Below are 23,192 nucleotides of genomic sequence, written 5' to 3'. Positions count from 1 at the left end.
GCGCCGAAGCGGTGAGTGCGGGGGCGCCCGTGGCCGGGTGCCGGTGCCGGGTCGCCGGTGCCTCGAGCGCTGCCGTTCGGGAGGCGGTTGCTCAGGCGCCGGAGTGCAGATGGGCCGCCCAGCGGGTCGGGGCGGCCGGATAGGCGTCGCGGACGGAGAGCTGGGCGTGGTTGAGCGCGCGGGCCGAGGCCGCGGTGTCCGGCGGGGCGGTTCCGCCCGCGGTGAGGGCGGCGTAGAGCTCCCGGGCCATTCCGGGGGTGTCCGGGGCCTGCCACAGGGTGCCCACGACCCCCCGGAATCCGGCCAGCTGGAAGGCAGCCGCCAGGTGCATCGGCTCGTCGGGCAGCTGGGGGTGTGCCTGGGCCGTGCTGCAGGCGGAGAGGATCGCCAGCGCGCCGTGCTCCAGTGGGGTGTCCTGGATCTGGCCGGCCGTCAGGGTCCCCTGGCCGAGGTGCAGGCCGCCGCCGCGCAGCAGTCCGAGGGAGGAGTCGTTGTCCCCGTGGCAGGCGAAGTGGACCAGGGTGTGGTCGCGCAGCGCGGCCGTCACCGTGGCCAGGTCGGCCTCCTCGCCGATCAGCAGCCGCGCGCCGGGGAGCGCGGCGAGGACGGTGCGGGCCTCCCGTTCGGCCTGGGGCAGCGGCGGGCCGTGCCGGCTGTTCGGCACGGCGACGACGAGGGAGCTCGGGCCCGTCCCGCCGGCCGGCGTGCCGGGCGCGTGCCGCAGGGAGTGGGCCAGCGCCCCCAGGGTGGGGGTGTAGGAGGGGATCACCTGGTCGATGACCGTGGGCCGGGCGCCGGGCGCGGGGTCCTGGGCACGGGCCTCGACCTCGGCGGCCGAGCGCGGGTGGTGACCCGCCGCGTGGAGCGGAAGCCGCACCACCGGACCCACCGGGCACCACCAGAGCCGCGGCTTCGGGCGTCCTGGTACGGCAGTGTCCAGCCGGTCCAGGACGGGCGAGGTCACCTCGTCCCACAACCAGTCGAGGACGTCGTGCAGTTCGGACTGCGCGGCCTCGCGGCGGTCGGGTCCGGCGGTCGGGTCCACCGCGTCCCGCAGGGCCGTCGTCAGCGCGGCGATGTGCGCGTGTGCCGCCGCGGCGGTCAGGCCCGGCAGCGCGATGTGCTCGACGGGGTCCGCGGGGTCGGCCGGGACGAGCAGGGCGTCGCCCCGGGCCGCGTGGGCCAGGACGAGTACGACGGTGGCTCCGGCGGTCGCGGCACGCAGGGCGGCCAGCGGCCGTCGGCCGGCCAGCTCGGCGAATCGTGGGTCCGCGGCCAGGGCGTCGACGATGCGGTCTCGTTCGGCGGCGAGTCTGCGGGTCTGCGCCGCGGAACCGGGGCGCGGGTCCCAGCTGCGGGTCGAGTCCGTCGTGGTGCGGCCGGAGCGGTGCTGGGTGACCGCGTTGACCTCGATCCTCCCGACGTTCGCGAAGAAGTCCGCTTCGGCCAGGCGCCGGTCGATCTCCTCCAGGCGCTCGGCGGCCTTCGCGTCGATCGCGCGCAGTTCAGCCCGGTGCCGCCACGACGTGATCGCCTGCCCGTACAGGATCGCGCGGCCGCTCTCCAGCAGTTCGACCGCGTGTCCGGGGCGGCCGGCCTCGATGGCCGCCACCGCGGCCTGTGCGGCCAGTTCGGGTGCTCTGCGGGCGATGCCCTTGCGGACCGGACCGGCGTAGGCGCGCCGGGCCAGTCCGGGGACCTGGGCGAGGGCGGCTTCCAGTGCCCGCAGGGCCTGCTGGGGGTCGCCCAGGGCCCGGGCGAGACGGGCGCGCTGCTCCTGTGTCTCGAACAGCAGCATGGTCGACAGCTGTGCGTCCGCCGCGACCCCGTCCCAGGCGGCGAGTGCTTCGGCGCGCAGCTCCGCGTCCGGGTGCCCGTCCGCCTCCGCAAGGTCGTACAGCGCCGTCGCGGCACGGGCGAACAGCAGGAGGCGCTCGCTGTGGAACCGGTCGTCGGCCGGGGTACGGGCCGCCGCGTCCCGGGCCAGGGCCACCGCGTCCTCGAGGGGCGCCCTCTCATGGGTCTCCCGGTGCAGCATGTGCAGCACCTGGCTGATGGAGCTGGTGAAGCGGGGCACGTCGGGGTGGTCCGCGGGCAGCCGCGCCAGGCCGTCGCGGTAGAGCCGCTCGGCTTCGGTCAGCCGCCCGACGGCACGCTTTCCGCGGCCCCGCCCGTGCATGTGGTGATCGGCCAGGTTCAGCAGCAGCTCGTGTTTGCGCGGGTGGTCCTCGGCGAGGGCGTCAGCGGCCTCGCGGGCGACGGCGAGTGCCTCGTCGGTCAGTTCCGCGTCGTCCTCGTACGCGGCCAGTTCACGCAGTGCGCCCGCCAGGTTGGACATGCGGAACGGGCGGAAGGGTTCCGTCAGCGGGGTCAGGGACAGGGCTTGTCTGCGCATGTCCACCGACTCCGCCAGGAGGGTGCCGTCCGACAGCAGGTTCGCCACCCGGACCAGCAGCACCGCCAGCCGCTCCAGCAGGAGGGGGGTGTCGGGTTGGCCGGGCAGGAGCGCGGATCTCGCACGCCGGGCGTGCGCCAGCGCCTCCTCGACGAGCCGTTCGTCTGGCTCGGGTGAGGCCTCGGCCGCGAGGTAGAGGGCGCACTCGGCCAGCACGGTCAGCGCCCGCCCGGCCAGCCGGTGCTCCGGCGGCAGGGCGTCGGCGGCCCGCACGGCCCACAGGTGCGCTTGGCCGGGCGAGGCCTCTCCCCCGCCCTCCAGCCACACGTGCATCTCGGTCTGCGCGGCCAGCAGCAGGGCGCCGGGCCGGTCCTCGTCGTGGTGCGGCACCGCCGCGACCAGGGAGAGCGCCGCCTTCCGCCGCTCGGTCCACGGGGCGTCCGCGTCGTCGCCGGTGCTCCACCAGGCACGGTGGAGCTGCTCGGTGTCGGGTGCGTACGGCACCGGGGCCTCGCGCAGAACGGCGGCGACCGCGTGCGCACCGAGCCGGGGCACGGCCTTCGACTCCAACTGGGCCAGCCATTCCCGGTGTTCCGGGCCCCGGCGGTCGTCCGGGTGGGTGGCCCGCACCAGGTCGCGGGCGGCCGTCAGCGCCTCGGTGAGGGTCTGCGGCGAGCCGGTGGCCTCGTACCACTTGGTCAGCGTGGTCACCAGGTGGCGTGCGGGGTGCAGAAGCACGGGGGTGCGGTGGCCGGCCGCCTCGACGGCCCGGCGCAGGTCGTGCGCGGCGCGCTCCAGCCCCGAGGGGTCGGCTTCGGGGTCGTACCGTGTGATCGCGCAACGGGCCTTGATCGTCAGCCGGTTGGCCAGGTGCGGATCATGCCGCGCCTGGTGCCGGGCCGTGATCTCCACGGCGAGGCCGGCGGCCAGCTCGCCCTCCGCAGGCCAGGTGGGGTGGGCGCCGAGTTCGCCGACGAGCAGGAGCAGATGGGCATGGTCGGTGAGCAGAGCTGCGCGCTCGCGCGCCGACGTGCCCTGCTCCTCGAGCCAGCGCCGCTGGAGGTCCAGTGCGGTGTCGAGGGCGGAGAAGTCGTGCTGTTCCTCGAACCTGGCCATGAGGAAGAGGAGTTGGTCGATGCGGGCCGGACCGAGCGTGACCGGCTCCTCCTCGGCGTCCGGCGTCACCCGGTCGCCGCGCCGTGGCCGGCGCCGGCCACGGCGCTCCGCACCCGGCTTGCGCATGCTCTCGCGCAGCGCGGCGGGCAGCGGGGGCAGGCCCTCCGGCTCGTGGTCCAGCATGCCGGCCAGCAGGAGCGCGGCACGGTACTCCATCAGGCCGCGCACGCCGGGCAGATGGAGATGGCGGAACCAGCGGAGCAGGGCGAGGCGGGCGGCGTCCGCCGCGTCCGCGCCGGGCGGCGGCGGAAGCTCGGCAGGGGGCAGTGGCGGCAGGTCCCGGCCGTCACCGGTCCGCAGGTACCGCTCCGGATCGTCCATCCCGTCACCCCCGTACACCCGCCCAACGATTGTCCTCCTCCCCCGGTTCCCGTCCGTCCCGTGTCCACCACCATGGGTGACGGGTACGTTGAACCCGGCCGGCCACGGAACGGCTGTGGCGCGGGGGAGTTCGAGGAGCCGTCGATGGACGAGATCGCGGAGCGGCTGGCGCGGCTGTGCGCGCAGGCGGGGGACGCCGGGCTGCGGGAGCGGGCCGAACGCTACGGGGTGGGGGAAGCGCTGACCCGGCTGGGCGAGGCCGCCCGGTCCGGCAGCCGCGCTCCCTCGGTCACGGCGGATCTCGATTCCCTGGACGACGCCTTCGCCCGGCACGGCATCGACGGGCTCACCGTGGGACCGCGCGCGCTGGACCCGCTGCGGGGCGGTCGTGCGCATCCCGTGGTCACCGTGTGGGGCTGCCCGGCCGAGGCGGCCTGTTCGCGTCTCGAACCGCGGGAGCAGCGCCATGGGTCGCGGACCCCGCCGCCCTCCTGTGGGCTGACCGGCGTCCCGCTGGTCTCCCGGAAGACCCGGCTGTGATCACGGTCCTCGCCGAACTGGGCAAGCAGGTGGCGGGCCGCTGGGCGGCGCTGCTCGTCCTGCCGGGCGCCTTCTACGTGTCCACCGCGGCCGTCGCCGTGCTGCTCGGCCACGGGCACGCGCTCGACCCCTGGGTGCTGACCGCCTGGCTGGACTCGGTCGCCGCCGCTCCGGCCAGCGGCCGCTTCGGCACGGTGCTGATCGGGGCCGCCGGGTTCACCGCCGCCTCGGCCGCCGCCGGACTGGCCGCCTCGGCGGCCGCCCAGCTCGTGGAGCGCGTGTGGTGGGCGTCCGGCGAGGAGCCCTTGCTGCGGGCGCTGGCCGCCTCGCGCGGACGGCGCTGGCAGCGGGCCGACGAGCAGGTGACCGCCGCACTGCGGGAGTTCACGGCGTCCGGCGGCACCCCGCGCACGGCGCGGGTGCTCAGGGCGGCGATCGCACGCCGCGACGCCATCTGCCCCGAGCCGTCGTCCCGGCCGACCTGGATGGGGGATCGCCTGTACGCCGTGGACGAGCGGGTGCACGACACGTACCACCTGGATCTGACGGCCGCCTGGCCGCGGCTGTGGCTGCTGGTTCCCGACGCGGCGCGGGCCGAGCTCGGCGAGGCACGGGCCGGTGTCGGCGCGAGCGCGCGGCTGATGGGCTGGGGACTGCTGTATCTGCCGCTCGCCGTGGTGTGGTGGCCAGCCGCCGTGCTCGCCGCCGGCGTGCTGATCGCCGCCCGCCACCGGGCCCGGATCGCCGTCGGTGTGCAGGCCGATCTCGTGGAGGCGACGGTCGACCTCTACGGCCGGGACCTGGTGGTGCAGTTGGGGATCGACTGCCCGGGCCGGCTCGGCCCTGAGGAGGGCGGCACGGCGACCACCCTGCTGCGCAAGGACCGCACGGACCTGTCGCGCTTCGACGGATGAGCCACCGGGTCACCGGGCCGGCCGCCACCCGTCGCGCCCGCCCGCTCGCCCGCGCCGACGCGCTGCGGCCGGCACCGCACGGCATCCATCAGGCACCGCCGGTCGGGCCGCGGGGAAGCCGGCCCGGCACCGCACAGGACGCCTCACGCCTCTGCCGGGGACGGCGGTGGAAGGGCGTCCAGGCCGATGGCGGTGGACACGGTGACGTGTGGCGCGGAGGCCAGGCGTACCGAGAAGCCGCCCCGGGCGCCCAGGAGGCCGCGGCGGGCGGCCGGTTGCGGTGCCGGGTGGTGCGGGGTCGACCGCATCACGCGGTCGTGCCGGGCGCGGTTGCGCGCGGACATCAGCCTGCGGTCGACCGTCAGCGACGGCGGCGCGCTCAGCCTCGGCCAGTGGGCGTGGTGCACGAGGACCCGCACCCTCAGCCGCCCGTCCCCCAGTTCCCGGTCCGCCTCGGCCAGGTGCTCGCCCAGCGCGCCCACCGCGTCCGCGACCTGGTCGGCCGTCACCAACAGGTTCTCGGCGGGGTCGTACGGCTCGGGGAGGTCCCGTGGGGCGACCACGGCGCAGCGGATGCCGAGGTCGTCGTCGCGCAGTTCGCGCCCGGCGCCGAGGTCGGTGCGGCCGCCCCCGTGCAGAGCGAGCGTCAGTTCGGCGCCGTAGCGGCTCGCGGTCATCGCCACCGGGAACAGTCCCGTGTAGCGCAGCAGCCGGGCGCAGCCGATGAGCACCTGGCCGACCGGCCACATCGCGGACGTGCCCAGGATCCGGACGACCTCCCCGTGCCGGCCGAGCCGCCGCAGGACGTCGGCGTGGTCCCGCCGGACGGCCTGTGTCGTGCCGTCCTCGGGACCGAAGGTGTGCTCGCAGGCGTCCACGAACGCCGGGTACTCCTCGGCCGCGGCGGCCAGATCGCCCTTCCTCACCAGCACGCTGAGGACATTGTTCGCGGCGTTCAGGGTCAGGGGGTGCGCGGATCCCAGCGAGGCGACGCGCTCCGCGTGCACCTGGCCGAACAGGTTAAGCGCCTCGTCCCAGCGGCGCAGGTCCCGCAGCACCAGGGCGAAGTTGTTCAGGCAGGTCAGGGTGAACAGGTGCGACGGTCCGAAGCGCCGTGCGAACCCGTCCCAGGCCAGCGCGTACTGCTCCACCGCCTCGAGCAACTGCCCGGACTCGTGCAGGGCCCCCGCCAGATCGTGCCGGGCCGCCGTGGTCTCCAGTTCCCAGGATCCCCGGCTCGCCTCCAACTCGGCGACTTGTGCGCGCAGTTCATCCACCGAGCGATCCGACATCCGGTCCTCCGTCCTAAGGTGGAACGACACGGTGGCGGGCACGGGTGCGGCCCGCCCGTGGTAGTCGTACCCCGATGAGGCGGCCGTCAGCCGATCGCGTCCACGAGCGCCAGCTCGTGCAGCCTCTCCGGCGGGCCCGGCCTGGCGTAGTACCAGCCCTGGGCCGTGTCGCAGCCCAGGATGCGCAGTTGCTCGGCCTGGGCGCCGGTCTCCACGCCTTCGACGGTGACCGCGAGGTCCAGGCTGTGGGCCAGGGAGACGATGCCCTCGACGATCTTCAGGTCGACCGGGTCGGCCGGGAACTGCTGCATGCCCCGGGTGAAGGAGCGGTCCAGTTTCAGGACGCTCACCGGCAGCCGGCGCAGGTTGGCGAGGTTGGAGTAGCCGGTGCCGAAGTCGTCCAGGGCGATGTCGACGCCCATCTCGGCGAGCCGGCGCAGCGGTTTGAGGAGGTCGTCGTCGGCGCCGATCAGAGCCGACTCGGTGACCTCCAGGCACAGGGCGTCCGGGGTGACGCCCGCGCGCTCGAGGATGTCGACCGTGTCCTGGACCAGGCCGGGATGGCCGAGCTGGCACGGGGAGAGGTTGACGTTGATGCGCAGCGGGCCCGCGGCGTCCTGACCCGCGTGCATTTCCCGCCATTCGCGGGCCTGCCGGATGGACTCCTCCAGGACCCAGCGGCCGAGCGGCACGATCAGGCCGGTGTGCTCGGCGAGCGGGATGAACCGGTCGGGGCCGAGCACGCCGTGCTGCGGGTGCAGCCAGCGGACCAGGGCCTCGGCGCCACGGACGCTGCCGTCGCCGAGGTGGACCAGGGGCTGGTACTCGATGAAGAACTCGCCGCGCTCCAGGGCCGTCGGCAGCGCGGTGGTGAGGCCGTGACGGGTGATGGCGCGGGCGTCCGCCTCCGGGTCGGCCAGCTCGGAGCGGTTGCCGCCCGCCGACTTGGCCCGGTACATGGTGATGTCCGCGCTGCGCAGCACCTCCGCCGCGGTGCGCTCGCCCGCCGGGCCCTCCACGATACCGAGGCTGCCGCGCACCAGCAGGTCCCGGCCGTCGATGCTGATGGGGGTGACCAGGGCGCTCATGATGCGCTCGGCGAGTTCGTCCACCTCGCGCTCGGTGTCCGTGCCGGTGGTCAGCGCCACGAACTCGTCGCCGCCGAGCCGGGCGACCATCTCGCCGGGCGCGGTGGCGCAGGACTGGAGCCGGTCGGCGACCTCCACCAGCAGCCGGTCGCCGGCCGCGTGGCCGAGGCTGTCGTTGATGGTCTTGAAGCCGTCCAGGTCGAGGTAGCACAGGCCGAAGCGCTGACCTTCGCCCGCGCAGAGGGCCTTCTCCAGGCGCTCGAAGAACAGCGTGCGGTTGGGCAGGCCGGTGAGGGCGTCGTGGGTGGCCTCGTAGCGCAGCCGGAGGTTGAGCAGGCGGCGCTCGGTGGTGTCCTCCATGAGGGCCAGTTGGTACTGCGGGTTGCCGTCGGCGTCCCGGAGCAGGGAGACCGTCAGGTTGGTCCACAGAGCGGTTCCGTCGGGGCGGTTGAAGGCCTTCTCGACGTGGTAGTGCTCGCGCTCGCCGCGGACCAGTTCCTCGTAGAGCTTCCAGGTCTGCGGCGCGTCCTCCGGGTGGGTCCACTCCGGCACCCGGCGGCCGCGCAGGCTCGGTTCGGAGAGGCCGAACATGCGCAGCAGCGCCTTGTTGACCTGCAGGATGTTGCCCTCCAGGTCGGCGATGCCGATACCTATGGCCGCGCCCTCGAACACGGCGCGGAACCGGGCCTCGCTCGCGTGCAGCGCCTGGGCCACCACGCCCTGGGCCCGCAGCGCGGCCTGGGCGATGGCCTCCTGTTCGGCGAGGGTACGCTCGCGCAGCGCCTGCGCGTAACCGGCGGCCATCGCGTGCTGCAACCGCGAGGAGCGCGCGCGCAGTTCGTCCTTCGGGCTGTCGTCGCCGCAGTAGAGCACCAGGTAGGCGTCGACGCAGTCCAGGGTACGGGCGAGTGCCTCGGGGTCGGTGCAGTGCGCGGCGACCAGCGCGGAGCCGATGGACTTCGCCTCGTCGGCGGCGAAGCTGCGGGTGTGCAGCAGGTCGCGCAACCGGCCTGCGAGGGGCTGGAGTCGCTGCTCGAACTCCGCGCGGGTCAGCGAGGTGGAGGTGACCGGGAAGACCGCCCGGCTCCAGATCGTCGCGAACCGGCGCAGTCTGTCCTCCGGCCCGTCCGGCTCCGCGCTCACGCCTTGCGCCCCACGCCGGCGAACCCGGAGAAGGCATAGGGATCCTCGTCCTCCGGCGCCGACTCCGGCCGCCAGCGCGGCATCGGCACCACTCCGGGTTCCACCATGTCGTACCCCTCGAAGAACCGCGCGATCTCGTCGTGCGAGCGCATGATCAGCGGGTTGCGGATGTCCCTGTACACGTCCACCGTGCCCTCGGCCCGCTCCGGCGTCAGGGGAATTCCCTCGTACGAGGCATGGGTGAGGATCAGCAGGCTGCCGGGCGCGAGTGCCTCGCGCAGCTCGGCCACCGCACCGTAGGGGTCGTCCGCGTCTTCCACGAAGTGAAGTATCGCAACGAGAAGCAGCGCCACTGGCCGATTCAGGTCGATGAGATGGCTGAGTTGGGGGCTCGCGAGGATTTCCTGGGGCTTGCACAGGTCGGCGGCGATCACGTCCGTGCCGTCGTCGCCCTGGAGTACGGCCTCGCTGTGCGCCACCGCGACCGGGTCGTGGTCGACGTACAGCACCCGGGCGTCCGGCGCCGCGGACCGGGCCACCTCGTGGACGTTGCCGTAGGTCGGGATGCCGGAGCCGATGTCGAGGAACTGGGTGATGCCCTCGCCCGCCGCGAACCGCACCGCGCGACGCATGAACGCCCGGTTGGCCTGCATGACCTTCGGCAGCCCCGGCATGAACTCCATCGCCCTGCGCGCCGCTTCCCGGTCGACCTCGAAGTTGTGCGATCCGCCCAGGTAGAAGTCGTAGATACGCGAAACGCTCGGCACCGAGATGTCGATGCTCCGGGGGGCCCAGGCGGGACGCTCCATGTATCTCTCCCAGGGGTGGCTGACGGGGAAGGCGATCCGGTGTTCGAGCAGAGGCTACTGATCGCCCGCCAACGGAGCGAGCCGAACCGGAAATTGACCATCCGTTCCCGGTCACTGCCTGCGGCAAGTGGCCGTGCCGCCCCGCTGTGTCACGACGCCCCGGCCGGCTCCGGCGATTCGCACGGCACACGAACGGTCCGCCCCCTCCGTGCGGTGCGGAGGGGGCGGACCTTCGGTCACGCGCCGGTGGGCGGGGCGATCGACCCTGGGGAGGTGATCCTTACTTGCCCGGCGCGCCGACCGGCTTGCCGTCGGGCGAGACGGCGTACCACGTGCCGCCCACGCCCTGACCGTTGGTGTCTCCGGGGGCCTTGTCACCGGAGAAGGTGTAGATCGGCCAGCAGTTGACCGACATCTGCTTGACGCCGTCGGGCCGGGTGAAGGGCATGAGCCCCTTCTTCTTCACGCCCTCGGTGTCGTCGGCGTTCACCGGGCCGACGGCCGGCCACTTCTCCAGGCAGGCGCCGGTGCAGTTCGAGACGGACTTCGGCCAGGCCTGGTCCTTCAGGAAGCGGTAGACCGTCATGCCCTTCTTGTCCACGACGATGTCACCCAGCTTGGGGTCCTTGTGCACGGACAGGCCGGGCAGGTCGGACACCTTGGCCTTCTTGCCGTCGGGGGCGAGCGCGAACCACTTGCCACCCACACCCTGGCCGTTCACGTCACCGGAGTTGACGTCCTTGGCGTAGCGGTAGGCCGGCCAGCCGCCCACGGTCAGCTGCTTGCCGCCGTCGGCCCGGGTGACCTCGCCCAGCAGCGCCTTGTCGATCCCGGCACCGGCGGTGGCGTCGTCCGCGGGCACCGGCGGCCACGTGGTGGCGCAGTCGCCGGAGCAGTTCGACTTGGGCGGGTTGGCGGTGTCCTTGTCGAACCGGTAGAGGGTGAGACCGGAGCCGTCCGTCAGCACATTGCCCAGGTCGGGGTTGGCGGCCACGGTCAGCTTGCCCGCGGGGGCCGCCGGGCTCGGGGAGCTGGAGCTCTGGTTGCCGTCGGCGCCGTACCCGTTGCCGGCACCCGTTCCCGTGCCGGCCGGGCTGCCGTAGTCGCCTGCCGCCGCCGTGGCGCCCACGTTCTGGGCCGCCGACGCGGGGGTCGTGGTGTTGTCCTGACCGCACGCCGTCGTCAGTGCCAGCACCGAAGCGGCCGTAGCCACCAGCGAGGCGGTCCGCCAGGAGGTCCTCATCGTCAACTCCCATAATTCGCCTGAATGTTGCAGCGCTCTGCTGCGCCGCCGCACGGTCATGGGTACGCGCCGAAGGGGCGGGAGTGTTCAACCCGGGCGCGAAATTCTTTTCGGCTCTTGTGACGCGACCTCCGGAGCGGGGGGGGGCACAAAGACGCTCAAACAGGCCGGTTGCTGTGTTTCACCCCGCCAAACCATGGATGGCGTTTTGTCATCCCTTCGGACCAATCCCCGGGCACTGCGGACCACGGCCCCGCTCCGCGCCTCATGATCTTCGTCGTGCAAGGACCCGAAGCGACCCGATGCGCGCCCGTCACGCGGGCGTTGGCCCTGATGGCACTGACCTGGACCCTGGTGGGCTGCCCGGCCGGGGCCGCGTCGGCCGACGCCTGTGCGTACGCCTCGACGGGCCCGGACGGCACGGTGGCGGTGGCCGTGGCGGGCGGCGGCGCCCACTGGCCCACCGTCCCGCAGTGCCCGGAACCGACGCCCCCGTGCCCGCCGACCCCCTCCCCGGCGCCCACCCCGACGCCCACCCCGACACCGACGCCCACCCCGACGCCGACCCCGCCGCCGAAGCCCGCGCCCGAGCCGAGGCCGACACCGGCGCCCAAGCCCCCGCCGAAGCCACGGCCACCCGCGCGGCCCGCCCCGGTGGCGCCCGCGCCCCGGCCCAAGCCCAGACCCACTCCCCCGCCGGCCCCGCCCCCGGCGCCGAAGCCCGCCCCGTCCACCGAGCCCGCCCCACGGCCCTCCGCGACCCCCGTGAGCTACCCGGCGTACCGCCCGCGGCCGGCCCACCATCCAGCCCCCTCCCCCACCTCACCGGTCACCTACGTCCTGCTCATCACCGTGCCCGCGATCGTCGCCGTCGCGGCGCTGCGCCCGCGCTGAGGCGTCGGCCGCTCACCTCTGGAGGCACCGTTGTCGGATTGGCTTGTTCTCGTCCTCGCCATGCTGGGGGCCTGTGCCGTCGTGGTCGTCATCACCCTCGTACGGCACAAAAGGGCTCCCGAGGACGAGGACCCCAGTGAGACCCCGGATGTCATCGAGTACATGACGATGTGGATCGGCGTGGTGTACGCGATCGTCCTGGGCCTGGCCATCGCGGGCGTCTGGGAGGCGCGCAGCGCCGCCCAGGACCATGTGCAGGCCGAGGCACAGGCGCTGCACGAGATCTCCGAGCGGGTCCGGGTCTACCCGCCCGACGTCCGCGACCGCATCCGGGCCGACGTCGACACGTACGCCCGGTACGTGGTGACCACCGAGTGGAGGTCGATGACCGAGCGCGGCCAGGTCACCGAGCGCGGCGCCGCGCTGCTTGCGCGGGTCCGCCACGACGTGACCGACTATCGGCCCGGGAACGACTACGAGGCGCAGGCGTACCAGCCGGTGCTGGACCAGATGGCCGCCGCCGACCAGGCACGCAACGCGCGTGCCGACTCGACCGGCCCGACCATGCCGCCCGTGGTGTGGTGGGGGCTGCTCAGCGGGGCGGTGATCACCATCGGCATGGTCTTCGCCCTGCAGATCCGGCGCACCGCGCGCGAACTCGTGCTGGCCGGGCTGTTCTCCGCGACCATCGCCTTCATGCTGTTCCTCATCTGGGACTTCGACGCCCCCTACAGCCGGGGCATCGCGGCGACCGCCGAGCCGTTCCTCACTCTGATCCCGGGCTCGGGAAGTTAGGGTCCTCCGTCCGGTGGGCCCGCCGCAGGGCTTCGCCCCGGTCTCGTAACGGGACCGGGGCGAGGCGGGGGCCTTCGAAGGGGCCGGGCTCCGGGCAGGAGCCGGGCTCGGGGCCGCTCAGACGCGCTTGCCGGGCCGGCGGCGCAGCCAGAACGTGCCGCCCCCGAACACGGTGGCGGCGGCCACCAGCCCGCCGCCGATGGCGATGTCGGTCGGAGTGGCACCGGTGGAGATGCCACCGCCGAGGCCTGCCCTGACGCCGCCGGACGGCCACCTGTTGGGGCGCGGGTCGCCCTGGCCGGCGTTGTTGTTGCCGTCGCCGAAGCTGTTGTTGTTGAGACCGTTGTTGTTGAAGGGCCTGTTGCCGTTGACGGGGCCGTTGCCGTTGTTGAAGGGCCTGTTGCCGTTGTTGAAGTTGCCCCGTCCATCGCCGATGTGTCCGTTGACGTGACCGTTGAAGTTGCCGTTGAAGTTGCCGTTCAGGTTGCCGTTGAAGTTGCCGTTTCCGGGAAAGTTCCCGTTCCCGGGAAAGTTCCCGTTCCCAGGGAAGTTCCCGTTCCCGGGAAAGTTGCCGTTCCCGGGGAAGAATCCGTTCCCGGGGAGGAATCCGTTCCCGGGGAGGACTCCGTTGAAGTTTCCGTTGCCGGTTCCGGGGATCACCACCGCGCCGGTGTTCCCGGTCCCGGTGGTGTCCGACGGGCCGCCCCCGTTGCCCATGCCGTCCGCGACGGCCACGGGGGCGGTGGCAAGCCCGAGTACGGCGACCGCAGCGCACGCGGCCCCCAGGGCACGTTGGTTTCGCATGTGATCCTCCGCGGGAGGCACCCCGGGTCCGGTTCCCGGGCGATCGGCGAGAAAGCACCTCCCGACAAGACCCTCAGGCGCCCGGAACACGCCCGCACATCGAGAATGCTCCGTTCTGGTGAGCGGACACGCCGACAGAAAACCACACAATCACATATTTACGCAGGTCACGGCCCATCAGAAAAATCCTTTCCGCTGCAACTCGGATGGCGCACCGACAAGGTGACGGGCCACCCGTTCGCCCGCCGCCCCGTCGCCCGTGCCGCGCGCGGGACTTAGCGTTTTCCCATGCGCGAAGGCGTGGTGACCGCCGCGTCGAGAGGGGATGGCGAATGTCTGCGTCCGAGCTGGCCGAGCTGGCCGAAGAGGAGGAGCGGCGGCGCAAGCGCGCCCCCTGGGGCGTGATAGCGCTTGTTCTGCTGACCGGTCTGGCGCTCATCCGCAACGGCTCGGGTGAGTTCGACGTCGGGCCGCCGCAGCCCGCGTCGGCGGCGGCCGCGGACAGCCGTGCCACGCCGGAGCAGGATCCGGCAGCGGCGGCGGCCGTCGTCACCCCGCTGGCGTTCTCCCCGGCCGACCGGGTCCGGATCCCGGCGATCCACGTCGACGCGCCCGTCCAGCCCGTGGGTCTGGACACCCAGGGCTGGGTCGGCGCTCCGCCACCGGAGAACCCCAACCTGGCGGGCTGGTTCACCGGTGCCGTGTCCCCCGGGGAGAAGGGCACCGCGGTGGTCGTCGGGCATGTCGACAACCAGCAGGGACCCGCCGTGTTCTACGGACTCGGGGCCCTGAAGAAGGGCGACCGGATCGAGGTCCGGCGCCAGGACGGGAAGACCCCCGTGTTCGAGATCTACGGCGTGGAGGTCTTCGCGAAGAGCAGCTTCCCCGGCAGCCGGGTGTACGGCTCGAAGGGCGGCCCGGAGCTGCGGGTGATCACCTGCGGCGGTGGTTTCACCAAGCAGCACGGCTACGACGGCAACGTCGTCGTCTTCGCCCGCCTGGTCGCGGTCGAGTGAGCCGCCGCCGGGCGGCCGGACGCCGCCTCAGGTGAGCCGCCGGGGCGGCACGGTGAGGTGGTACCCGGAGGCGAGCAGATGGGGCAGGTACTCCCGGATCGCCTTGACGCTCTGCGAACGGTCGCCCCCGGCGTCGTGGGAGAGAACCACGACGCCGGGGGCGGCGCCGTCCTCCACCCGGTCGACGATGGTTCCGGTGCCGGGCGTCATCCAGTCGGTCGTGTCGACCGTCCAGGCCATGGGTTCCATGCCCAGATCGGAGCCGATCTGGAAGGCGGCGCGGTTCCAGGCGCCGTAGGGCGCGCGGAACCACTGGGGGCGCTCGCCGTAGCTGTCCTCGATGACGTCGCTGGTCCGCTCCATCTCGGAGCGGATCTCCTTGCGGTTGAGGCTGGTCAGCAGGGGATGCGTCCAGGTGTGGTTGCCGACGACGTGGCCCTCGTCGGCCATCCGGGCCAGCAGTTCCCGGTTGTCCACGACGCACTCCCCGCAGACGAAGAACATCGCCCGTACGTCGTACTTGGCGAGGGTGTCCAGGATGTGCGGGGTGTAGGCCGGGTTGGGGCCGTCGTCGAACGTCAGCATCATCTGCCGGCCGCGTCCGGAGATGCGCAGGATGGGCTCGTGCCGGACCTTGGGCTTGCGGGGCGCGGCGCGCGGCGGGCCGTATCCGGTGAGCGGCTGGAGCCGGAAGGCCGAGGACTTGAGCTGCTGGCGGGCCTGAGGACCGGCGACGGGTGCGGCGGTGCGGGCCGGCTCCTCGCCGCCGGCCAGGACGATTCCCGCGGTGCCCGCGGCGCCCAGCGCGGCGGTTCCGGCGAGCAGCATGCGGCGCCGTGTGAACAACTGATCCTTCTGCATGACTCATCAGTCGCCCGGCACCCCTCCGGCGCACCACAACGACACCGGTGCGGCGGCGGTAATACACCCGTACGGCGCAATGCCGGAGGCCCGTGAACGATCTTCAGGAGGGCCGCCGGCCGCGGCGTACCAGCGGGAAGGGCAGGGTCTCGCGGATCGTCAGGCCGGTGAGGAACATGACGAGACGGTCGACGCCGATGCCGAGGCCCCCGGTGGGCGGCATCGCGTACTCGAGGGCGTCGAGGAAGTCATCGTCGAGTTCCATCGCCTCGGGGTCTCCCCCGGCGGCCAGCAGGGACTGCGCGGTGAGCCGGCGGCGCTGTTCGACCGGGTCGGTCAGTTCGGAGTAGGCGGTGCCCAGTTCGGTGCCGAAGGCGACCAGGTCCCAGCGTTCGGCGAGCCGGGGGTCGGTGCGGTGCTGCCGGGTGAGCGGGGAGACGTCGGTCGGGAAGTCCTTGTAGAAGGTGGGCAGCAGGGTGCGTTCCTCGATGAGCCGCTCGTACATCTCCAGGACGACGTCGCCCGGCCCGTCGTCGGCGGTGTACGGCACGTGGGCGCGGTCGCACAGCCGGTGCAGCCGCAGGAGTTCGGTGCCGGGGCCGATCTCCTCGTCCAGTGCCTCGGAGAGCGCGCCGTACACCGTCCTGACCGGCCAGTCCCCGGAGATGTCGTACTCCCGGCCGTCCTTGTGCGCGACCGGGGCGCCGAAGGCGGCGGTCGCGGCGCCCTGGATCAGTTCCCGGGCCAGGTCGAGCATCACGTCGTAGTCGGCGTGCGCCTGATAGGCCTCCAGCATGGTGAACTCGGGGTTGTGCTTGTGGGAGACGCCCTCGTTGCGGAAAGTGCGGCCCAGTTCGAACACCTTCTCCAGGCCGCCCACGCACAGCCGCTTCAGGTACAGCTCGGGGGCGATGCGCAGGTGGAGGTCGAGGTCGTAGGCGTTGATGTGGGTGGTGAAGGGGCGGGCGTTGGCGCCGCCGTGGATCTGCTGCAGCATCGGCGTCTCGACCTCGAGGTAGCCGCGGTCCAGCAGGCCCTGGCGCAGCGCCTGTACGGCGGCGGAGCGGACGCGGACCACCCGGCGGGCCTCGGGGCTGGTGAGCAGGTCGAGGTGCCGGCGGCGGACCCTGGCTTCCGGGTCGGTGAGACCGTGGCGCTTGTCGGGCAGCGGGTGCAGGCACTTCCCGGTGAGCTGCCAGGAGCGTACGAAGACGGTGGGCTCGCCCTTGTCGCTGCGTCCCGCGCGTCCGGTGGCGGTGATGTGGTCGCCGATGTCGGTGTCGGCCCGGAAGCGGTCGAGGTCGGGCCCGCAGCGGTCCCGGGTGAGGGCGAGTTGGTGGTCCGCGGACCAGTCGCGCAGTACCGCGAAGACGATGCCGCCGAAGTCGCGGACCAGCATGACGCGGCCGGCGACCGTGACGTCCTGTCCCTGCGGGACACGGGCGAGGGCGTGCGTGGGCCGGGGCGTACCGACCGGGTACGGGTCGGTGCCGGTGGCGCGCAGCCGGTCGAGGGTGTGGTGCCGGACGCGGACCTGGTCGGGCAGGCCCGCGTCCGGGGCGACGGCTCCGGCCTGGTCCCCTCCGTCGAGGCCGAGCGCCGTCGTGGACGGCGGCCCCTCGGTGGTGGCGGACCGCCGCCCGGTCTTCGGGTGCCCCTTTCGGCGGAGTTTGCGCAAGGACGGTACGGAGACGAAGCCTTCGGCGATGCCGGAGGCGAGGCCGATGCGGGCGAGGGAGGCGGCGTCGCCGTAGCAGATGAAGCGCGGATACCACTGCGGGTGGTACTTGGCGTTGGACCGGTACAGCGCCTCCAGTTGCCACCACCGGGAGAAGAACAGCAGCAGCCGGCGCCAGAGCCGCAGGACCGGCCCGGCGCCGATGCGGGCGCCCTCCTCGAAGACGGACCGGAAGGCGGCGAAGTTGAGCGAGATCCGGTGCACTCCCAGCTTGGGGGCGGCCGCGCAGAGTTCGGTGACCATGAACTCCATCACGCCGTTGGGTGCGGCGCGGTCACGGCGCATCAGGTCCAGGGAGACGCCGTCGAGGCCCCAGGGCACGAAGGAGAGCAGCGCGAGGAGGCGGCCGTCGTCGCCGAGGGCCTCCACCAGCAGGCAGTCGCCGTCGGCGGCGTCGCCGAGTCGGTCCAGGGCCATGGAGAAGCCGCGCTCGGTCTCGGTGTCCCGCCAGACGTCGGCCTTCGCGACGATCTCCTCCGTCTCCCGGTCGGTGAGCTGGGCGTGGCGGCGGACCCGGCAGGTGGCGCCGGTGCGGCGCACGCGGTGCACCGCCTGCCGGGTGACGCGCATGTCCCGGCCGCTCAGGTCGAACCCGGGTACGTGCAGGATCGCCTCGTCGCCGAGCTGGAGGGCGCCGAGCCCGGCCCGGGCGAAGGCGCGGGCGCCGTCCTCCGAGGCGCCCATCACGGCGGGCGCCCAGGCGTGCCGGCGGGCCACGTCCAGCCAGGCGGCGATGGCGTGCGGCCAGGCCTCGGGGTCGCCGACCGGATCGCCGCTGGCGAGGCACACGCCGACCTCGACGCGGTAGGTGACGGCCGCCTTGCCGCTGGTGGAGAAGACGACGGCCTTGTCGCGGCGGGTGGCGAAGTAGCCGAGCGAGTCCCGGTCGCCGTAGGCCCTCAGCAGCGCCCGGATACGGTCCTCCTCGTCGCCGTGCAGGGCCGCCTCCAGTCGCTGCGAACGGAACAGCGTGGCCGCCGCGTTCAGCAGGGCGAGCGCGCCGAGCAGACCGAGCAGGAAGGTGACCCGCCGCGGCGGGCGGCCGTCGTAGGCGCTGTTGGAGACCAGTCCGCCGCACACCCGGTCCGCCGCCCAGGCCAGGTGCTGGCCCTGCGGAAGGGTGCCGGGGAACAGCGAGACCAGGCCCCACCCGAGCAGGATCGCCACGGCGAGGCCGCCCACCAGCACGCCCAGGGCCCGCCACACGGCTCCGCGGCGCGAGGCGGCGCAGAACTCCCCTCGGGCCGCCACCAGCACGAGCAGCAGCAGGGCGCACAGCACCAGGGACGGCAGCGACTGGCGGTACAGGCCGAGGGCCAGGCCGAGGGCGTCGCTGAGGACCAGCAGGCCCAGATAGACGACGACCAGCCACCAGGCGACCTTCTTGCGGGCGGCGGTGGCGCCGGCCAGCAGGAACAGGAAGACGGCGTAGGCGAGGTTGGCGCTGATCGGGACCAGGAGCAGGTCGAGGGTCCGGACGACCGGGCGCAGGACGCGCCGCAGCGGGGCGGCGAACGCGAGCAGGGCGCACAGCAGGCCGAGCGCGGCGAAGAAGGCCGCGAAGGCTTCGGGCACCCGCCCGAGGTGCCCGCCGGCGTGCGGGTGACCCGGCCCTCCGGCAGCCCTCCGCGCGGCCGGCCCGGCGGTGGCAGTCATGGTTCCGACTGTAGGAAGCCCCCGGTCGGGCCGCCCGTCGAGCGAGCCGCGTCAACCGGCCCCGTGAACCCGTGCTTCGGAGGAGGGGGTGCTTCCGATAGCCTCGGGCCGTGACGGAACAGCACGAACAGCACGCGCACCAGTTCGAGCGGGGTACCGACGGGCCCAAGGTCATCGTGGTCGGGGTGGACGGCTCCGACTCCTCGCTGCGCGCCGCCGCGTACGCGGGCGGTCTGGCCCGCCGGCAGCGCGCGCTGCTGGCCGTCGTGTACGTGCAGCCGGTGCTGGCGGCCGGGGCCGCGCTCGGGGCGCCGGTCGCGGAGACGACCGACGAGATCGCCGAGGACCTGGTCACCTACATCCGGGAGGCGACCGAGCGGGTCCGGGGGATATTCGACGTCAGGTGGGAGTTCCACACGTTCCGCGGCGACCCCTACAACGGCCTGGTGAAGGCCGCCGACGAGCTCAAGGCCGACGCGGTGGTGGTGGGCGCCTCGGAGCAGGCCGGGCACCGCATCATCGGCTCGGTGGCGGTGCGGCTGGTGAAGGCGGGGCGCTGGCCGGTGACGGTCGTTCCGTAGCGGGTTCCCTCAGCAGCAGCGGGGTCGCGAGAAGCAGCACGCCCGCCAGCGCGATGGCCGTGCGGGGGCCGGTGAGCGTCGCCAGCAGGCCCCAGAGCGCGGTCAGGGCGGCCGTCGTCGCCTTGCCGGTGATCGACCAGGCGGACAGGGTACGGGCGACCCGGTCGTTCGGGGTGCACTCCAGGCGCCGGGTGGCGTACACGGGGCTGTAGACGCTCGAGCAGGTGATCACGCCGAGCTCCAGGGCCATCACCAGCAGCAGCCCGGGCAGCCCGGGCCCGACGAAGGCCAGTCCCAGCGGCCAGACGGCGCGCAGGACGGTCGCGGTGCGCAGGACCCGCCACTGCCCGTACCGGGTGACCAGCGGCCGGGCGAGCCGGGAGCCGAGAAGGCCGCCCAGGCAGGGTACGGCGAAGGCGAGACCGTACTGCCAGGGGGAGAAGCCGAGCGGGCCGAGCATGAGCACGGCCAGCGGCGGTGCGGCGACCATGATCAGGGCATTGGCCGCGAGGTTGTTGAGGAACAGCGGCCGCAGTTCCGGGCTGGACAGGATGTGCCGCCAGCCGTCGAGCAGGTCCCCGGCCCGCAGGCGTTCGGCCTTCCCCCGCTCGGGGCGGGGCTCACCGGCGCCGACGGCCCGGATACCGAGCGCCGACAGCAGGAAGCTGACCGCGTTCGCGACGACCGTGGTGACCGGGCCGAACAGGCCGATCGCGGCGCCGCCGAGGGGTGGCCCGAGCACGAGGGCGGTCCAGTTGGCGGATTCGAAGCGGGCGTTCGCGCCGAGCAGCCGGTCGGCCGGGAGGAGCGTCTTCAGGAAGGCGCCGGAGGCCGCGTTGAAGGTGATGTCGGCGGCCGCCACGACGACGGACACGAGCAGCATCTGCCCGAGCCCGAGGCCGCCGAGCGCGTAGGCGGCGGGGATGGTGAGCAGCGCGGCGAACCTGATCAGGTCCATTCCGATCATCACCGGCCGCTTGAGCCGGAAGTCCACCCACGGTCCGAGCGGCACCGCCGCCACGGCGCCCACGGCCGGCCCGGTCGCGGCGAGCAGCGCCACCTCGGCGGGTCCGGCGTGCAGCGCGAGGACCCCGATCACCGAGAACGCGTCGAAGGCCAGACAGGTGCCCAGCGCGCTCACCGAGTACGCGGCCCACAGCCACCCGAACCGCCGCCCCATGCCGAACCTCCCGCTGATCCCCGCCATCAAAGCGAATGGAGGTACCGCGATCCAAATCCCGCCCGGACCGGTGCCGGACCGCCCGTGCGTGGCGTCTTCCGTCAGGGGCGCCGCTGAGCCATCATGATCCGCCGTCAGCCGTTTGCCGTCGGCGAAGAGGTGGAACGTATGGCCAAGCTCCGAATGGGCGAAGGAATTCTCCGCCGCAAACCCATCGAGCACATCGAGGAGACCGAGGTCGGCGGGGGCGGCGGGCTCGAACGGTCGCTCGGCCTGTGGCAGCTCACCGCCATCGGCGTGGGCGGCATCATCGGCGCCGGTATCTTCACGCTGGCCGGAACCGTGGCCAACCAGACGGCCGGGCCCGCGGTACTGGTGTCGTTCCTCATCGCCGGTGTCGCGAGCGCCTGCGCCGCCCTGTCGTACGCCGAGTTCGCGGGGATGATCCCGAAGGCGGGTTCGGCGTACACCTACGGGTACGCGGTGCTCGGAGAGTTCGCGGGCTGGTTCATCGGCTGGGACCTGCTGCTGGAGTACACGGCCATCGTGGCGGTGGTCGCCATCGGCATCTCCGGCTACTTCAGCTTCCTGGTGGAGGAGATGGGCGCCGACCTGCCCGCCTGGATGCTGGGCGCGCCCGGGACCGGCCACGGGCACCGGGTGGACCTGTTCGCGGCCGTGCTGTGCCTGCTCATCGCCTGGCTGCTCACCCAGGGCATCCGCAGCGCGGCCCGGTTCGAGACGTTCGTGGTCGCGCTGAAGGTGCTGGTGGTGCTGCTGGTGATCGGGGTGGGCGTGTTCCACATCACGACGGCGAACTACCACCCGTTCTTCCCGTTCGGCCTCAGCGGGGCTTTCACCGGCGCGGCGACCGTGTTCTTCGCGGTGTTCGGCTACGACGCCATGTCGACCGCCGCCGAGGAGTCCAAGGACGCGCAGCGGCACATGCCGAAGGCGATCATCTACTCGCTGGCGATCTCGATGGTGCTGTACGTCGCGGCCTGCCTGGTGCTGACCGGCATGCAGAACTACAAGGACATCGACCCGGAGAGCGGCTTCTCCACGGCGTTCAAGTCGGTCGGGCTGAGCGGACTGGCCGATGTGATCGCGGTGGGCGCGATCATCGGCATCCTCACCGTGATGTTCACGTTCATGCTGGGCGTGACCCGCGTGTGGTTCTCGATGTCCCGGGACGGGCTGCTGCCCCGCTGGTTCGCCAAGACGCACCCGACCCGGCACGTGCCGACCCGGGTGACCTGGATCGTCGGAGGCGCGTCGGCGCTCATCGCCGGGTTCATCCCGATCGGTGAGGCGGCGGAGCTGACCAATATCGGCATCCTGCTGGCGTTCGTGGTGGTGTGCACGGCGGTGATCGTGCTGCGCTACCGCCGGCCGGACCTGCCGCGCGGCTTCCGCACACCGTGGATGCCGTTCCTGCCGGCGCTCGGGGTCGTCTTCTCCATCTGGCTGATCACGTTCCTGCAGTGGCAGACCTGGGTGCGGTTCGCGGTGTGGTTCCTGATCGGCTGCGTGATCTACTTCGGCTACTCCTACCGGCGCTCGGTGCTGGCCGAGCGCCGGCCGGCCGACTGATCAGTCCGCCATGACCAGCCCGTCCCCGGCGGCCCCGCGGCTGAGGACCACGTCCCGGATGCGGTCGCGCACCCCTTCCAGCTCGGCGCCGCCGGCGATGGCCCGGTTGAGGTCGACCACCCGCCCGGCGTCGAGGTCGTACATCTGCGGGACGAACTCGGCCTTGGTGACCCGCCAGCGGTCGCCGGGGACGGCGGGCGGGGCGAAGGTGAAGCGGCCGGTGGTGGACTCGTTGCCGCGCGAGTCCCGGACGCCTCTGTCGTTGAACATCTCGCCGGCGATCTGGTCGCCGAGGCCGTAGACGACCCAGGTGCCGTTGACCTTCTGATAGGCCTGCGGGACGTGGGCGTGGGCGCCGAGGAGCAGGTCGATGTCCGGGCGGCCGTTGGTCGTCGACGCCGTCAGGGCGTTCGCCAGGCCGAGCTGGGTCCGGTCGGGGGCGTCCTGCCACTCGGTGCCCCAGTGCACGGAGACGACGACCAGGTCGGCGCCCGCCACCCGGGCGGCGCGTGCGTCGGAGACGATCCGGTCGGCGTCGAGCGGGTTGACGGCCCAGGGCTGCCCGGTCGGGAGCGGCCGGCCGTCGGTGCCGTAGGTGTACGACAGGTGCGCGACCCTGGCCAGGCCCGCCCGGTACAGGGTGACCGAGCGGGACTCGGCCTCGGTGCGCGCGGTCCCGGTGTGCCGCAGGCCGGCCCGGTCCAGGGCGTCCAGGGTGCGCCGGATGCCGGGGGCGCCGTCGTCCAGGGCGTGCTCGGAGGCGGTGGCGCAGCCGTCGTAACCGGTCGCGGCGAGCCCCGCGGCGAGCTGCGGCGGGGACGTCGCGCCGGCGTGCGCGGTGCCGTCGCCGGTGACGGACTCCAGGTGGCACAGCGCCAGATCGGCCCCGTGCACGAGGGGCTCCACGCCGGACAGCATCGGGCGGTAGTCGTAGCCCTGGCCGCCGGCGTCGTAGCCGGCCCGTTCGGCGACGGATCGGTCCGGGAGCACGTCACCGGAGGCGACGAGCGTGACCGCGCGGGCGACCGGCGGTGCCGGGCGGCCCACCGCGACGGGCTCCTGCCGCTCCTGGTTCAGGCAGGCGGCCCCGGCGGCGAGCAGGGCGGTCAGCGCCAGCGCCACCTGATGCCTGCGTGCGATCATCGGTTCACCC

At 73.2% G+C, this 23,192-nt stretch carries 17 protein-coding genes; 7 read left to right on the top strand and 10 right to left on the bottom strand.

The window, feature by feature from the left end; genetic code table 11:
* Positions 1-91: 91 nt before the first annotated feature.
* Positions 92-3,892 (bottom strand): CHAT domain-containing protein, encoded by a 3,801-nt coding sequence (locus ACZ6B1_RS02875; RefSeq protein WP_468774345.1) that lies wholly within the window; start codon positions 3,890-3,892, stop codon positions 92-94.
* 144 nt (positions 3,893-4,036) lie between these two features.
* Between ACZ6B1_RS02875 and ACZ6B1_RS02870 the strand changes: the two genes are divergently transcribed.
* Positions 4,037-4,432, top strand: a complete 396-nt coding sequence (locus ACZ6B1_RS02870) for a hypothetical protein (protein WP_468774343.1) — start codon at positions 4,037-4,039, stop codon at positions 4,430-4,432.
* Entirely contained in the window at positions 4,429-5,346 is a 918-nt protein-coding gene (locus tag ACZ6B1_RS02865) for a hypothetical protein (RefSeq protein ID WP_468774341.1), read from the top strand. The genes ACZ6B1_RS02870 and ACZ6B1_RS02865 overlap by 4 nt, the downstream gene beginning before the upstream one ends.
* A gap of 143 nt (positions 5,347-5,489) precedes the next feature.
* Here the strand turns inward: ACZ6B1_RS02865 and ACZ6B1_RS02860 are convergent, their stop codons facing one another.
* The 4 genes from ACZ6B1_RS02860 to ACZ6B1_RS02845 form a co-directional block, all read right to left on the bottom strand.
* A complete protein-coding gene (locus ACZ6B1_RS02860) occupies positions 5,490-6,638 on the bottom strand; it encodes a tetratricopeptide repeat protein (protein ID WP_468774339.1) in 1,149 nt (382 codons plus the stop codon).
* Between the two features lie 86 nt (positions 6,639-6,724).
* Positions 6,725-8,869: a putative bifunctional diguanylate cyclase/phosphodiesterase gene (locus ACZ6B1_RS02855; protein ID WP_468774337.1), complete on the bottom strand. Its 2,145-nt coding sequence runs from the start codon at positions 8,867-8,869 to the stop codon at positions 6,725-6,727.
* A complete protein-coding gene (locus tag ACZ6B1_RS02850) occupies positions 8,866-9,678 on the bottom strand; it encodes an SAM-dependent methyltransferase (RefSeq protein ID WP_468774335.1) in 813 nt (270 codons plus the stop codon). Before ACZ6B1_RS02850 ends, ACZ6B1_RS02855 begins: the two co-directional genes overlap by 4 nt.
* Before the next feature lie 280 nt (positions 9,679-9,958).
* Complete coding sequence (locus ACZ6B1_RS02845; RefSeq protein WP_468774333.1) at positions 9,959-10,921, bottom strand: SCO0930 family lipoprotein; 963 nt, start codon at positions 10,919-10,921, stop codon at positions 9,959-9,961.
* Between the two features lie 333 nt (positions 10,922-11,254).
* On the opposite strand from ACZ6B1_RS02845, the gene ACZ6B1_RS02840 reads away from it, so the two are divergent.
* Entirely contained in the window at positions 11,255-11,815 is a 561-nt protein-coding gene (locus tag ACZ6B1_RS02840; protein WP_468774331.1) for a hypothetical protein, read from the top strand.
* A gap of 30 nt (positions 11,816-11,845) precedes the next feature.
* On the top strand, positions 11,846-12,610 hold the full coding sequence (locus tag ACZ6B1_RS02835) for a bestrophin-like domain (protein WP_468774329.1): 765 nt from the start codon (positions 11,846-11,848) through the stop codon (positions 12,608-12,610).
* A gap of 117 nt (positions 12,611-12,727) precedes the next feature.
* On the opposite strand, the gene ACZ6B1_RS02830 is transcribed toward ACZ6B1_RS02835, so the two are convergent.
* On the bottom strand, positions 12,728-13,414 hold the full coding sequence (locus ACZ6B1_RS02830; RefSeq protein ID WP_468774327.1) for a hypothetical protein: 687 nt from the start codon (positions 13,412-13,414) through the stop codon (positions 12,728-12,730).
* 332 nt (positions 13,415-13,746) lie between these two features.
* On the opposite strand from ACZ6B1_RS02830, the gene ACZ6B1_RS02825 reads away from it, so the two are divergent.
* On the top strand, positions 13,747-14,430 hold the full coding sequence (locus ACZ6B1_RS02825; RefSeq protein WP_468774325.1) for a class F sortase: 684 nt from the start codon (positions 13,747-13,749) through the stop codon (positions 14,428-14,430).
* A gap of 27 nt (positions 14,431-14,457) precedes the next feature.
* Here the strand turns inward: ACZ6B1_RS02825 and ACZ6B1_RS02820 are convergent, their stop codons facing one another.
* Both ACZ6B1_RS02820 and lysX read right to left on the bottom strand, forming a co-directional pair.
* A complete protein-coding gene (locus ACZ6B1_RS02820) occupies positions 14,458-15,291 on the bottom strand; it encodes a polysaccharide deacetylase family protein (RefSeq protein WP_468774323.1) in 834 nt (277 codons plus the stop codon).
* Positions 15,292-15,394: 103 nt separating this feature from the next.
* Positions 15,395-18,685: a bifunctional lysylphosphatidylglycerol synthetase/lysine--tRNA ligase LysX gene (lysX, locus tag ACZ6B1_RS02815; RefSeq protein WP_468774321.1), complete on the bottom strand. Its 3,291-nt coding sequence runs from the start codon at positions 18,683-18,685 to the stop codon at positions 15,395-15,397.
* A 110-nt stretch (positions 18,686-18,795) separates the two neighbouring features.
* Between lysX and ACZ6B1_RS02810 the strand changes: the two genes are divergently transcribed.
* Positions 18,796-19,266 (top strand): universal stress protein, encoded by a 471-nt coding sequence (locus tag ACZ6B1_RS02810; RefSeq protein ID WP_468774319.1) that lies wholly within the window; start codon positions 18,796-18,798, stop codon positions 19,264-19,266.
* Here the strand turns inward: ACZ6B1_RS02810 and ACZ6B1_RS02805 are convergent.
* Positions 19,202-20,473, bottom strand: a complete 1,272-nt coding sequence (locus ACZ6B1_RS02805) for an MFS transporter (RefSeq protein WP_468774317.1) — start codon at positions 20,471-20,473, stop codon at positions 19,202-19,204. The two genes, ACZ6B1_RS02810 and ACZ6B1_RS02805, sit on opposite strands and share 65 nt — an antisense overlap.
* A 141-nt stretch (positions 20,474-20,614) precedes the next feature.
* Here ACZ6B1_RS02805 and ACZ6B1_RS02800 point away from each other — a divergent pair, with 141 nt between their 5' ends.
* On the top strand, positions 20,615-22,039 hold the full coding sequence (locus ACZ6B1_RS02800) for an amino acid permease (RefSeq protein ID WP_468774315.1): 1,425 nt from the start codon (positions 20,615-20,617) through the stop codon (positions 22,037-22,039).
* On the opposite strand, the gene ACZ6B1_RS02795 is transcribed toward ACZ6B1_RS02800, so the two are convergent.
* A complete protein-coding gene (locus ACZ6B1_RS02795) occupies positions 22,040-23,182 on the bottom strand; it encodes a CapA family protein (protein WP_468774313.1) in 1,143 nt (380 codons plus the stop codon). It lies immediately after the preceding gene.
* Positions 23,183-23,192 lie beyond the last annotated feature (10 nt).

It is taken from the genome of Streptomyces sp. NPDC041129, assembly GCF_055592265.1.
This window is presented reverse-complemented; position numbering and strand designations above follow the sequence as displayed.

Excerpts from the sequence above, each read along its gene's own strand:
- lysX (WP_468774321.1), bottom strand. The coding sequence starts at position 18,685 with ATGACTGCCACCGCCGGGCCGGCCGCGCGGAGGGCTGCCGGAGGGCCG.
- ACZ6B1_RS02850 (WP_468774335.1), bottom strand. The coding sequence starts at position 9,678 with ATGGAGCGTCCCGCCTGGGCCCCCCGGAGCATCGACATCTCGGTGCCG.
- ACZ6B1_RS02825 (WP_468774325.1), top strand. The coding sequence starts at position 13,747 with ATGTCTGCGTCCGAGCTGGCCGAGCTGGCCGAAGAGGAGGAGCGGCGG.
- ACZ6B1_RS02840 (WP_468774331.1), top strand. The coding sequence starts at position 11,255 with ATGGCACTGACCTGGACCCTGGTGGGCTGCCCGGCCGGGGCCGCGTCG.
- ACZ6B1_RS02875 (WP_468774345.1), bottom strand. The coding sequence starts at position 3,892 with ATGGACGATCCGGAGCGGTACCTGCGGACCGGTGACGGCCGGGACCTG.
- ACZ6B1_RS02795 (WP_468774313.1), bottom strand. The coding sequence starts at position 23,182 with ATGATCGCACGCAGGCATCAGGTGGCGCTGGCGCTGACCGCCCTGCTC.
- ACZ6B1_RS02870 (WP_468774343.1), top strand. The coding sequence starts at position 4,037 with ATGGACGAGATCGCGGAGCGGCTGGCGCGGCTGTGCGCGCAGGCGGGG.
- ACZ6B1_RS02800 (WP_468774315.1), top strand. The coding sequence starts at position 20,615 with ATGGCCAAGCTCCGAATGGGCGAAGGAATTCTCCGCCGCAAACCCATC.
- ACZ6B1_RS02805 (WP_468774317.1), bottom strand. The coding sequence starts at position 20,473 with ATGGCGGGGATCAGCGGGAGGTTCGGCATGGGGCGGCGGTTCGGGTGG.
- ACZ6B1_RS02845 (WP_468774333.1), bottom strand. The coding sequence starts at position 10,921 with ATGAGGACCTCCTGGCGGACCGCCTCGCTGGTGGCTACGGCCGCTTCG.
- ACZ6B1_RS02820 (WP_468774323.1), bottom strand. The coding sequence starts at position 15,291 with ATGCAGAAGGATCAGTTGTTCACACGGCGCCGCATGCTGCTCGCCGGA.
- ACZ6B1_RS02830 (WP_468774327.1), bottom strand. The coding sequence starts at position 13,414 with ATGCGAAACCAACGTGCCCTGGGGGCCGCGTGCGCTGCGGTCGCCGTA.
- ACZ6B1_RS02860 (WP_468774339.1), bottom strand. The coding sequence starts at position 6,638 with ATGTCGGATCGCTCGGTGGATGAACTGCGCGCACAAGTCGCCGAGTTG.